Here is a 12,595-nt window from a genome sequence, read left to right on the forward strand (position 1 = left end):
ACTTCCGATTCAACTACGGCAAAGGTGGCATAGCCGAGTTCACATCGTTCCCCTGGCCGAAAGCCCGCGCCTGCGCACCCGCGGACACGAGCGCGAGAACGGCTGACGCATTCCCCATGGCACTGCCCACACCATCGACCGTAGTCACCACGGCCCCCTCATCGCGCAGCACCGAAACCAAACCATCCTTAGTGGCGGACTGGCCCAGCACCACCCCGGACTTCGGGGCCTTCGCAATCGCGGTCCCAAGCTGCGTGAGCATCGACGTGTCCGGTTCCGCATTGGGACCCGTAGGAGTCGGGGTTGGTTCTTCCCCCGCTTCAGGCCGCACCGGCCCCACCAGTAAGATTGCCTCCGACTTCGTCGTATCCTGATCGAACTGCACCAGGGCATTATCTTTATCCGTAAGCATTTCGCGGATCAGCTTCGAATCCTCAGAATCATCCGTGAGCACCTGCGTCAACGCCTGCCCAAAGATCTGCGCACTACCTGCGTCTTTCAGGTCATCCCCACTGAGGTGCTCCGCGATCGGCGACGACAAGGATGCCCGGAACTGCGTCATCCCACCGGCTGTCCAATTGTCAGTCAAAGCCGCGGTCTGGTTCACTTTACCGCCCGCCACCTCAACGTAAGAACGGACCGCATCCACGTCCTCAGAACGGGTCTGCGGTAAAGAAACCACCGCCACGTTCACGCCCTTGAGTTTATTCGGCAGCAGTTGGCGCGCGGCCTCATCAATCCAATCATTGCGATTCGCAATATCCGCGTGCGCCTGTTCAATCTGAGCCGTCGTTTTCGTCTGGGTCTCACGCAAAGACTCCACCTGTCCCGTCAGCCCCGACGCAATCGGGGTTTGCAGTGGGCCCGCGCCCAACACCACTCCCAAGGCCAACGCTAGAAACACGGAGATAAGTGAAACCAAATGGTACCGAAAATCAACCATAAACTACTTCCAATCAAGTGGTCGGCACGTTTGGTGCCATCCCCAACCAGCCACGCAAGATATTTACCAGGTCTAGTATATGAACCCACACTATCGACATGAATGCTTGCCCCGCAGGGGTCATGATCAACGCCAGTGCGATCGCTAACAAACCCGCTGCTGCCAGCATGAAAAGCTGCCACGACGAAATCCGCGTTCGATACAGCCGGGAAACCCCTTTCGCATCCACCAGCTTCGAACCAACCACCAGGCGGGTGAAGAACGTGGATGCCATGCCGGCACGTCCTTTATCTAAGAATTCCGTGAGGGTAGTGTGCGTACCTAACGTGACGATCAGGCTCGCTCCCTTCTCATCCCCCAGGAGCATCGCCGCGTCCTCAGAAGTGCCAGTAGCGGGGAAAATAACGTGTGACAACCCGAGCCTTTGCACCCTCTCCAAACCGGGCGCTGTCCCATCACGGTAGGCATGCACCACGATTTCCGCGCCACACGCCAACCCTTTATCCGACACCGAATCCATGTCCCCAAGGATCATGTCGGGTTTAAAACCGGCTTCCAAAATCGCATCCGCTCCCCCATCGACCCCAACCAGGACGGGGTGGAAATCGCGAATATAAGTCTTGAGCGTGCCCAGGTCTTCCTTATAGTGGTAGCCACGCACCACGACCAGCATGTGACGGCCTTTGAACTCCGTTTTCACATCCGGAATCCCCACGCCATTCAACAGCAGGTCGCGTTCGCGCGCGAGGTATTCCATCGTGTTGGCAGCAAATGCTTCAATCTGGGTGGACATGCCGTCGCGCGCTTCTTGCATCGCAGTCTCATTGAGTTCACTGGTTTGGCGTGTCCCCTGAGCAATCAGTTCGTCTCCGACGTAGACCTCGTTGTCTTCAATCCGAACCGTTTGCCCTTCCTTGAGGGTCATGATGTCGGGCCCGAGGTCGTCTATCAAAGCGATACCTGCGTCCAACAAAATCCCTGGCCCCAAGTTCGGGTAGCGGCCCGTGGAGGATTTCGCAGCGTTCAAAACGGCAGCTGGTTTTCTGACCACTAAAGATTCGGCGGCCACGCGATCTAGGTCCGCGTGGTCAATAACCGCGACCTCACCTTGCTCTATCCTTCGGGCTAGACGCTTAGTGCGTTCATCGACCCGCACCCGCATGCTCGCCGGAGCTTCCCCCGAAGATCTTCCAAAGAAACGTTTCATCATTAAGATTGTGCCACTTTTGCTGCGTCTATGAGTTCAGCCGCGTGCGCGCGCGCCGTTTTTGACCCGCGCGCGCCCGAAAGCAAGCGCGCCACCTCATCGATCCGCTCCTGCCCATGCAGTGCCCGCACGCGCGTAGTGGCTCCCTCTTTTTCCACCACCAAATGCTGGGTGGCACAGGCTGCGACCTGCGCTAAGTGCGTCACCACCACCACTTGCCGATGCCGCGCCAAGCGAGCTAAGCGGCTCCCCACTTCCCGGGCTGCGACCCCGCCCACTCCGGAATCAATCTCATCGAACACGTAAGTGACGTTACTCGCACCATGCTGTGCCTCTGCCATAACCACTTCAATAGCGAGCATTATCCGCGACAGTTCCCCGCCCGACACGCCCTCCCCCAGTTCCACTGGGTTCGCTTGGGCGTGGGGCCGAAGCAGCATCCGCACGTCCTCAAGGCCGTCCGGGCCGGGTTTGTCCCGCTTCGGTAAATCTACTTCCAAATGCGCCCCACGCATTGACAGGCCGGCCAGCTCAGTATCCACGAGTTTAGAGAACGTCTTCGCAGCTCGCGCGCGCGACACACTGAGTTTCTTTCCGACCTCAAGAACTTTTTGCTGTGCCTGCACAAGGGCCGCGGTAAGTGCTTCAACATGCTCATCGCTGGTGTTCAACTGGTGTAACCGCTCCCGTGCCCACTGCGCCCATTCCAACAAACCAGTCACGTCCACTGCCCGCCCACGCAGCAAAGAGTTGATAGTGCGGCGGCGGTTCTGCAGTTCATCCAAGCGCGCTGGATCCGCATCCAGGTCTGACAGGGCAGATAAAACGTCCGCAGTCAGGTCAGACACCTGGGCACTTGCCGATTCCAACCGCGCACCCAGCTTGGCTAGCTGCGGATCGTACTGCTGCACTTTAGCGAGCATCCCCGCAGCGCGGCCTAACGCATCCGCCGCTGGCACGTCTCCGGATTGCAGAAACTGCGCAGCCCCAGCGATACCCTGACGAATCTGCTCCGCGTTCACCATGCGCTCAGTCTCTACCCGCAGGCGTTCATCCTCACCCGGTTTTAAATCCAACGCGTCAATCTGCTCCACCACGCCAGAAAGAGCCGCCACCTCACTTTGCGCATTCGCTAAATCCGCTTCAAACGCATCTTTCGCTTGTTTCGCAGCCACCGCTTGCGCCCACGCCTCATGGAACGTACTAAGCAAATCCGCGTGTTTTTCACCCGCAAACTCGTCCAAAAGGGCCCGTTGCCTACTCTTGGACCGCAAGGTCAACTGTTCAGACTGCCCGTGAATCACCGCGACCTTAGGCGCCAAGTCTGTGAGCACGGAAAGGGACACGGGCCGGCGATTCAAATACGCGCGCGAACGTGAAGACATCAATTTGCGCGTAATCACCACTTCGTCATCGTCCAGCTCCAGACTGTTCGCCGCTTCCGTGTCAATCACGAATACGCCGTCAACTAACGCTTGCTCTTGTCCCGAGCGGATCTTCCCCGGCGCAGCCCGCTGCCCTAACAGCAGCTGCAGGGAGGTTAACACCATGGTTTTACCCGCCCCGGTTTCCCCGGTCAAAGCCGTTAAACCGCGTTTTAGATCCAGGTCCGCTTCTTTTATGACCCCCAGGTTCTCAATGTGGATAGTCTCTATCACAGTGCGTCCCCCGGGTTTTCTCGCCACCCTCTGACGGGAAGGTCAAACTTAGTCACCAAACGCGTTGAAAAAGGAATGTCCGTTAGCCGCGCCAGTTTTAGGGGTTGTTTAGAGGGCCGACACAGAATGCGGGTACCCGAAGGCGCGGTAATTTTGCGGATCCCATCGCACCACACTTCCAGGTCTGCCCACTGGTCCTCCATGACGCTTACTTCCAGTTCCGATTTTGGACCTACCACGAGGGGCCGGGTAAATAACCCGTGGGCTGCGAGCGGCACCATCAGCACTGCTTCCGTGTCGGGCCACAGCACTGGGCCACCGGCGGAGAAACTATATGCGGTTGACCCGGTTGGGGTGGAGAGGATTATGCCGTCCGCCCCGTATGTGGATACGCCCTGCCCGTCGACTCCCACCCCGAGGTGCGCTGGGTGCGCCAGGTCCGTTCGCATCACCGCGGCCTCGTTAATCGCCCAGTCGTGCTGCACGCTCCCATCCGGGAGGAGCACGTCAATTTCTAGGGTCATGCGTTTTTCTACCGTGTACTGGCGGGCAATAACTTTTTGCGTTACCGATTGGAGTGAGTGCACGTCCGCTTCTGCGATAAATCCCATGTGCCCCATGTTCACCCCCAGGAGGGGAATGTCGCGTTCGCGCGCTTTGGGGGCGGACCACAAGATAGTGCCGTCACCGCCGAAGACGAGGAGTAGTTCAACAGGTTCCTTACTGTCTGCGTCTACCACTTCGATACCTGCTGAACGCAAGCCGTCTAGAACAGAATCCGCGGCGTTTTGAGCCGTGTCGCGATTAACGTTAATAACCGACATTATGCGCCGATGCGCCATTAGGCCCCTTTCTTCCTGTTCACACGTCTATTAATGAGTGTATGCGAATCCTTCCCACACCTGCCCGCTGGTGGACGTCCCGGATGCCGATGCGCGGTCAGCTAGTTCCCGCTGGCCCAGTTTCGATTGCCTGCCACACGGATTTAGATGGGTCTTCGATTGGGTTCTTGTGTTCGCGTTTGAGGGCAATGAAGTACTCTACGTTCCCAGCTGGCCCCGGAAGAGGGCTCGCAGCCACAGCATACAGTTCTAGCCCTGCTTGCGCTGCACTGTGGATAACGCCCATCACTGCCCGGTGGTGTAAGTTCACGTCGCGCACGACTCCGCCGGCACCAACATGGCCTTTACCGACTTCAAACTGGGGTTTTACCATCAATAAGAAGTCGGCGTTCGCCTCTGCGCATCGGACCAGAGCCGGGAGCACGAGGGTCAACGAGATGAACGACAGGTCTGACACCACCACGCTGGGCAGTGGTGCCACGGCCTCCGGTTCTAGGTAGCGGATATTGGTCCGGTCTAGTACCTGCACGCGCGGATCCGATTGGAGCCGCCAGATCAGCTGCCCGTACCCAACGTCTACCGCCACCACCGAGCGGGCACCGCGGCGCAGGAGAACATCGGTAAATCCCCCGGTTGACGCGCCCGCATCTAGACAACGTTGACCGCGGATTTGCGGGCCCTTGGAACCAAGCAGATCCAAGGCACCCGCTAGCTTATACGCCCCTCGCGAGGCGTAGTCGTCCCGCGCTCGTTCATCCACCACAATCGCTTGTGCCGGATCTACTTGGCGGGCGGGTTTGCACACCACCATCCCGTCGAGACGCACGTGACCGGCATGGATTAAATCTGCGGCAATGGTGCGCGAAGGCGCTAGTTTGCGCCGCACCAGCTCCGTATCTAAACGCCTGCGCGCAGCCATCAGCTCTCAACCTGATCTAGCTCAGCGCGTAACCGGGCTTCCGCTTCGCGCAGCACCCGCAACTGTTCCCCCAGGTCGAGGTCGTGCAGGTGCTCCCAGTCGGGTTCAGTTTCCGTCCCCATCTACCTCGTCTTCTTCCAGGTGCCAGGTGTTTTCCATCAGTTCCTTGAGGTCTTCTTCCCCCGGTAGGAAAGCCGGCACTGATTCCACATCAACCTGATCGAGCTGCGCGTCACTGGGCGCGTCCGGGTCACCCGGTTGCACCCCCAGGTCTTCGCGTTCCACCTCGTCGGCTGTTGAAGGGGATTCTACCGGCTCGCTCTTACCCTCCGGTTGAGCCTCCCCCTCAGCGGTTGAACCGGTTGCGGGTTGCGCACCAGTGTGCGGCTCTGAACCACCCTCAGCTTGCGAATTCTCCTCGGGGTTGGAAACGCCCTCAGGCTGGGAAGGAGGATTCACAATCCCGGTCGGATCGTCGTTATCTACCACCTGGATTATGGGGCACTCAACTTTGGAACCGGTTTCGGAATACTCCCACGCGGCTGCGATAAGCGCGCGGTACGAATCTAATGTCACCTGGACGTTATCGGAATCTAAAACCACACCATCCAAAGTCAGCTGGTTACCAATCACCTGCGCCACTTGGCTAACCCCGCACGTCCACGTGCCATCCTTGTGGTGCTGCGGACGTGGGTGAGCCTCGTTCAGACCCCGCATATCGGTATGCACCAGCTGCGGACGCAAACCGCGCTCCGCTAAAATAACTGCCTTCGCGTCATGCACCCCGGTTAGCACGTGCAGACACGGCACCGACGCCTGCAGCGCACCAGCCACATCGGTTTCTAACCGATCCCCAACAGCCACTGGATGCTCCGCCCCAACCAGAGCGGTCGCCCGGTGGTAAATCCCCGGCAGCGGTTTACCACCCGCTGTCGGTTTAACGTTCGTCGCATACCGCACCGCACGCACCAACGCCCCGTTACCGAGCGCGAATCCGCGCTCCACAGGTAGGGACGCATCCAGGTTAGACGCGTAGTACTTAGCACCCGCGTTAATCGCAAACGCGCCTTCAGACAGCGTCTGCCAATCTACCGAACGGTCAAACCCCTGCACTACCGCATCCGGATGGTCATCAGCACTTGCAACTACCTCAAACCCAGCTTCCTGCACGGCCTCACGCAGTCCCTGTCCACCAATCACATAAACGCGTGCACCAGCGGGAAGTTCCTCAGACATAATATGGGCAATATCCATCGCCGCAGTCATCACGTGCTTTGTATCAGCCGGTAGGTCAAATGAAGTTAGCTGCTCCACAATGGCCTGAGGGCTGCGCGCCGCATTATTGGTGACAAACACCTGCTGCATACCGGACTCAACGGCTTTCGCCACCTCTTGAGCAGCGTACGGAACCGGGTTCTTCCCCATGTAGCACACGCCATCGAGGTCCAGCAGAACCGCATCGTACCTGTCCGTTAGTGGCTCCGCACTTCCCTTCAGATCCGACCGCTTCGCATCCACATCCGCAGTGGCGAGTAGTTGCGCGTCAATAATGTCGTTATCCTCAGGTTCAGCTGGGATCTGCGCTTCCACCTGCTCTGCTTCCAATGTGCGACCAAGATCGTTCAGGTACTCAGCCTGCGCACTCATCAGCCGCCGCCGCATGTCGTCGTCACTGTCTGGACCGAGTTTCGCCAGCGCATCCCCAACCAGCACTAGCGCTGTTTCCAACTCGCCTAAGTCCTTGCGAGCCCCGGCTGCGACCAGCACCAGCTCGACCTGTTCAGCGAGTTCCACGTGTGTCAAATCCGTGTCTTCAATGAGTTCTAGTGCTTTTTGAGGCCGGCCCTGCCCGCGTTCACAATCGGCCTCTACAGCGCGCAATGAGTAGTCACCGCGCATCCGCCGCAATGCCCGCACTTCCCGCAGCGCTTCCGCATACCGGCCCGAAGCGTACGCAGTCAACGCTGCTGCCTCACGCACAACATCCACCCGGCCTGCGCGTTTCACCGCTGCCTGCGCATACGAATACGCAAGCTCCGGTTCTAAGTCAATCAGCTGGCCCGACATGACGAGCAGTTTCGCAACCACTTCCTGGTTACGTTCCCCCAGGGTGCGCAGCGCTGCGAACGCCTGCGAATCCAACTCTGATGCTTCCACGCCCGCGGGAATTTCTAAACCGTCAATCTGGTTATTTTGCTCGTCGAACTCACGGTCGAACTGGTCGTTGACGTTGTATTCCTCTTGGCGGTGTCCGCGGTTGTTTCCCCGATCAAACTGGCGCCGCCCCCGGTAATCATCCCTGCGGTCTGCGCGCCGTCCACGAGAGAAACCGCCGCGCTCTCGATTACCCGAACCGCGTCTGTCAAAGCCACCTTTGCTATCCCAGCGGCGCTTCGAACCGGACCGATCAAACCGGCGTTCACCCGAACCAGTATCGCGCTGACCGCCCTGCCGCCGAGTAAAACGCCGTTCAGAGAAGCGCTGCTGCCCCCCGTCCTCACGGTCGAACCGGCGTTGTCCATCGCGGTTTCTGCGCTGGTAGTTATCGCGCTGGCCACGGCGCCCAAACTGACGCTGCTCCCCACGGTCGGCGCCACTGCGTCGATCGTTCGAATCCGCCTGGCCATCCCGGTCGAATCGGTTGCCGTCAAAAGAACTGCGATCCGCTTGGAAACCTCGTTTACCGCGGTCACCTCGGTTACCGAAGCCACGTTTCCCGCGTTCGCCAAAGCCTTTCTTCTGCTGGTGGTCGGACCCCTCGTCTCGCCACTTCCTACTGAAACCCGATTCATTACTCATGGATTCACGCCTTCACTTGATTCATTTAAGCGAGGAGCCACTGGCTCGTGTCGCTGCAGACCCTACCTCAGGTATCTACGTCAAATATTGTACCGACCAAAACTACCACTGACCCGCCTAGTTGGGTGATACTACGCTCACTACCACACCTTAATTAAACACGGGTTTTTCTGTAATAATAGGAGGCAATGGTTACCAAAAGTAGAGCACGTTCCAAACCGCGTGTATTTCCACGCGTCCTAATACTGCTCCTAGCCGGCGCCAGCCTCCTGGCGGGCCTAAACTTTGCGGCCGTCCGCCTGGGGGCATGGGCGCCCGTTGACAGCACCGAACTTGCACTGCGCCACGGAATCATTATGGTATTCGGATTCCTTGGAACCGCAATCGGATTGGAACGCGCGGTAAGTGCCCAAAAACTGTGGGGGTACGCAGCCCCCATGCTCAGTGGTGCCGGTGCGCTGCTGGCCGCATTTGGCGCGCCCCGGCTCGTATGCGGTACGAGCATGAGTTTAGGAATGCTCACCCTGTGCGGTCTCTACGGACTCTTTTTACACCGGCAGTGGGCGGGCGCTACCACTATCGAACTTGCAGGTGCGGTCAGCGCACTAGGGGCGATAGTTCTGTGGACCAGCGGCTGGGAAGTACCCGCTATCGTTGGCTTCGTCCTCATGTTCCCCGTGCTGACTATTATTGGTGAGCGCCTTGAACTGGCCCGGATTGAGTTCACCCGCCCCGGCCGCGAGCACCTGGTTCTTGGCCTCGTCGCACTCATCGTCGCGACGTTACCATTTACACTTTTCACCCCCGCAGTTGCTTTTACTGTGCTCGGGTTTTTATTGGCGGCACTCACGCTTGCGATGTTTACCTTCGACGTTGCGCGTAAAACCTTGCGTGCAACTGGGCTGGCACAGTTCATGGCCGCCGCCATGCTCACCGGTTACGGTTGGTTGCTCACGGGCGCTCTGATATGGACTCTGGGTGGAAACGTGCAAGCCGGGTTCCTTTATGAAACGCTTATCCACTCCATTACTCTAGGGTTTACCCTGTCCATGATTTTTGCGCACGCTCCCATCATTATTCCCGCGATTGCGCACCGCTCAATCCCGCTGCACCCAGTTCTATGGGTGGCACTGGCCCTGTTGCACCTTGGTTTAATAATCCGGTTTGTTTTTGGTGCTGCCCGCCAGATTGCGTTTCTTTGGCAATGGGGCGGGGCGCTCAACATCATGACGACACTGCTGTTTGTCCTCTCCGTTCTGTCTCTAGCCGGGGTGCGTCCCTGGTGGATCCGGCACAAGAAACGCGCGGCGCAACCGCAACGCATACCAGCGCCCACCGCCTCAGGCAATGATTCTAGTTCGAAAGACACCAACGATAATGCGGCACACTAAAGCACACGTGGTTTCGCGGCACATACTGAGCGCATGGGTGGTTTTCGCGCTCATCATCCTGGTCGTGAACGTTACGGATAATGCCCACTGGCTGGGGCAGCCGTGGTGGATCAGTGTGCACACGGTTACCCTCGGTTTGATTGGCACTTCGATTCTCACTTGGTCGTGGCATTTCGCGGCCGCGTTGTTGCGGTTTGGGGATCGCGGTGACGCGGGGCAAACCACCCGGCTTATTTGCTTCACGGTGGGTGCAGTGGTGCTGATGGGCGCCATGCTCACCCACGCATTCGGGTTCGCACTATTAGGTGGTGTTGTGATCCTCGGTGCAGTTTGCTGGCACGCCGCGGCACTAGCAGTTGCATTTCTTAAAGCACCATTTCGGTCGAAGTTCGCGGTCTTAGCCGCTTATTACATTTTCGCGTGTTTCTTTCTTATAGTTGGGATTAGCCTAGCTTTCTTCGCGGTTTGGGACATGCTTGGCAGCCCACCACCACGCGTTTCAGCTTGGCGGGAGGCAGCCACCAGTGCCCACGCGCTCGTTAACGTAACGGGCTTCATTGGGCTCACTTTGCTGGGAACGCTCGTCACTTTGGGCCCCACCATTTTCCGCACCCGCATGGACCCAAGTGCGGCACAATCAGCTAAACTCGCGCTTCCCCTGTTGGCCGGGTCCGTTTTTACTATCGGCGTGGCCGCTTTATTTCAATCTCCTGAGGCCCTATGCCTCGCCGTTGGACTTTACTCGCTGTGCGCACTGCTTGTGCTGGTTCCAGTCTTTAAGGTTGGGTGGGGTAAACGCCCCGGTGATTTCGCTGCCCTGAGTTTAGTTTGCGGCCTCGCCTGGGTTTTAGCCGGGTTCGTGGCGATCGCCGTTGGCACTGTTTTTGCTTTGCGCGCCGGAGGTTTGCGTCCCCTCATGCAAACTCCGCTCACGATCGTACTGATGGGGGTCGTGCAGATCGTGCTTGCCGCGATGAGCTACCTTTTTCCAGTTTTGATTGGAGGAGGGCCCCGGTGCGTTAAAACCGCATTGCGGTACATAAACTCGTACCGTGAGGTCCGGCTCCTCATCCTCAACGCGAGTGGCGTCGCAGCCCTCCTGCTGCCCGCGGGTGGTTCCGCACTGGGGTGGGCACTGGCGGGCCTCGCGCTGTTGTGGTCGTTTGTAGTACTTATCCACGCTTCTGTTCGCCAGGCACTTCTTCGGAGGAACCATGCAGCCGCTTAATCTCTCCCCTGCAGACAAGAAACCCACGAGCCCGGGGACTAACTGGCCCCTACTGGTGGCGGCTGCCGCGGTATTTGCGGTGCTGTTCACCTCACTAGCAATCGTGGACCCACCGTCTTCGCCGGGCGAAACCCGGAATCAGCCTATCGCTAGCCATGCGGCGAGTGGGGAAACCCAAACCGTGGATATCGTAATTAAAGGAATGCAGTTTGTTCCAAACAAGATCGAAGTTCAAGCTGGAGCTTCGATGACCATCCACCTCAAGAACGAGGACACGATGATTCACGATCTGGAGCTTGATACCGGACCAAAAACAGGATTTATCCAACCCGGCGAATCCGTGACTCTTGAAGCTGGTGTGGTTTCTGAAGCTACTCAAGGGTGGTGTACGCTGCCCGGCCACCGGCAAATGGGAATGACGCTGGACATTTCAACTACGGAGGCGACCGCAGGTGAGGATTCTGGGGCTTCTAACGACAGCGACGCTAAATCCGATGACACTAGTGCCCGCGGTGACAACGCGGACCATGGCGGTCACGGCAGTAGTGGTGCCCAGGGCGCAGCAGCTGAGGCACGGACTCTTCCCATGGGGGACTTCACGAACCAGCCTGCAGCGCAGACTGTGGATGCGACGGCGCCGCGCTTAAAACCCGGAAACGTGCACCGCGTTAAGCTGGAGGCAAGGGAAGGTCAGTTCGACATGGGCGCTGGCCTTAACCGCACGATCTGGTCTTTTAACGGCAAACCCGTTGCCCCCACGCTGCGTGGGAAGGTTGGGGATACTTTCGAAGTCACGCTGGTGAATAAGGGAACTATGAATCATTCAGTGGATTTCCACGCGTCGTTCCTAGCTCCGGATAAGCCTATGCGACAGATAGCCCCGGGCGAATCCCTAACGTATACGTTCAAAGCTGAGCGGGCTGGAATGTGGCTTTATCATTGTGGGGCGATGCCCATGTCTATGCACATGTCAGCGGGAATGCATGGGGCTGTTATCGTAGACCCGCCTGATCTGCCGCCCGTTGACCGGGAGTTCACGCTGGTGCAGTCCGAGGTGTACCTCAATGACAAGAACGAACCGGATGCGCAGAAGGCAATGGCGGGAACAGCTGACTATGTGGTTTTTAATGGGATTCCCTACCAGTACAACGTGAAGCCGCTGGAAGTTAAGACTGGTCAGCGCGTGCGTTTCTGGGTGATGGCGGCCGGCCCAAACTACGGAACGAGTTTCCACGTCATCGGCGGCCAGTTCGACACCGTGTTCAAAGAAGGTACGTACATGGTGCAAAACGGTTCGTCCCCTCAGTGGGCGGGGGCGCAGACTCTGGGTTTGCATGCTTCGGAGGGTGGTTTTGTGGAAATGGTGTTTCCTGAGGCGGGGACATACAAGTTCGTTGACCATCAGATGATGAATGCTGAGAAGGGCGCTCTTGGCCTTGTGCACGTGACGGATTAGAACTTTCAGAGGCCTTATTTGCGCTCCGATATACTGGTGGGCTGCAGTCCATTGGATTGGTACTGCAGCCCACCTTCTGTGTAGTTTCGCTGCCTGTGTCCGCTAGCGTTTTCTGACCGGGGTGCGGCGTTTATGCGCTAGCTTGGTTGCGC

Annotated in this window: 10 protein-coding genes; 3 read left to right on the forward strand and 7 right to left on the reverse strand. The window is 58.3% G+C overall.

Annotation, left to right across the window (positions count from 1 at the left end; translation table 11 throughout):
* Positions 1-13: 13 nt before the first annotated feature.
* The 7 genes from CJ187_RS04290 to CJ187_RS04320 form a co-directional block, all read right to left on the reverse strand.
* The gene (locus CJ187_RS04290) at positions 14-943 is read right to left on the reverse strand and encodes a copper transporter (protein ID WP_102215596.1); all 930 of its coding nucleotides are present in this window, start codon (positions 941-943) and stop codon (positions 14-16) included.
* Between the two features lie 13 nt (positions 944-956).
* The gene (steA, locus tag CJ187_RS04295; RefSeq protein ID WP_102216509.1) at positions 957-2,150 is read right to left on the reverse strand and encodes a putative cytokinetic ring protein SteA; all 1,194 of its coding nucleotides are present in this window, start codon (positions 2,148-2,150) and stop codon (positions 957-959) included.
* A gap of 2 nt (positions 2,151-2,152) precedes the next feature.
* Positions 2,153-3,808, reverse strand: coding sequence for a DNA repair protein RecN (gene recN, locus CJ187_RS04300; RefSeq protein ID WP_102215595.1), 1,656 nt, complete (start codon positions 3,806-3,808; stop codon positions 2,153-2,155).
* Positions 3,805-4,650 carry an NAD kinase gene (locus CJ187_RS04305; protein WP_102215594.1) on the reverse strand — a complete coding sequence of 282 codons (846 nt, stop codon included), beginning with the start codon at positions 4,648-4,650 and terminating at the stop codon, positions 3,805-3,807. Before CJ187_RS04305 ends, recN begins: the two co-directional genes overlap by 4 nt.
* 97 nt (positions 4,651-4,747) lie before the next feature.
* Positions 4,748-5,569 carry a TlyA family RNA methyltransferase gene (locus CJ187_RS04310; RefSeq protein ID WP_102215593.1) on the reverse strand — a complete coding sequence of 274 codons (822 nt, stop codon included), beginning with the start codon at positions 5,567-5,569 and terminating at the stop codon, positions 4,748-4,750.
* The gene (locus CJ187_RS04315; RefSeq protein ID WP_269843558.1) at positions 5,569-5,691 is read right to left on the reverse strand and encodes a hypothetical protein; all 123 of its coding nucleotides are present in this window, start codon (positions 5,689-5,691) and stop codon (positions 5,569-5,571) included. Before CJ187_RS04315 ends, CJ187_RS04310 begins: the two co-directional genes overlap by 1 nt.
* Positions 5,675-8,368: an HAD hydrolase-like protein gene (locus tag CJ187_RS04320; protein ID WP_102215592.1), complete on the reverse strand. Its 2,694-nt coding sequence runs from the start codon at positions 8,366-8,368 to the stop codon at positions 5,675-5,677. The genes CJ187_RS04315 and CJ187_RS04320 overlap by 17 nt, the downstream gene beginning before the upstream one ends.
* 188 nt (positions 8,369-8,556) lie before the next feature.
* Between CJ187_RS04320 and CJ187_RS04325 the strand changes: the two genes are divergently transcribed.
* From CJ187_RS04325 to CJ187_RS04335, 3 genes are read left to right on the forward strand one after another with little or no spacing between them, the layout of a single operon-like run.
* The gene (locus tag CJ187_RS04325) at positions 8,557-9,759 is read left to right on the forward strand and encodes a hypothetical protein (protein WP_102215591.1); all 1,203 of its coding nucleotides are present in this window, start codon (positions 8,557-8,559) and stop codon (positions 9,757-9,759) included.
* The gene (locus CJ187_RS04330; RefSeq protein ID WP_102215590.1) at positions 9,746-10,987 is read left to right on the forward strand and encodes a hypothetical protein; all 1,242 of its coding nucleotides are present in this window, start codon (positions 9,746-9,748) and stop codon (positions 10,985-10,987) included. Before CJ187_RS04325 ends, CJ187_RS04330 begins: the two co-directional genes overlap by 14 nt.
* A complete protein-coding gene (locus CJ187_RS04335) occupies positions 10,974-12,443 on the forward strand; it encodes a cupredoxin domain-containing protein (protein ID WP_102215589.1) in 1,470 nt (489 codons plus the stop codon). Before CJ187_RS04330 ends, CJ187_RS04335 begins: the two co-directional genes overlap by 14 nt.
* The last annotated feature ends 152 nt before the right edge of the window (positions 12,444-12,595 follow it).

Origin of the sequence: Gleimia hominis, assembly GCF_002871945.2 — a bacterium.
GTDB lineage: Bacteria > Actinomycetota > Actinomycetes > Actinomycetales > Actinomycetaceae > Gleimia > Gleimia hominis_A.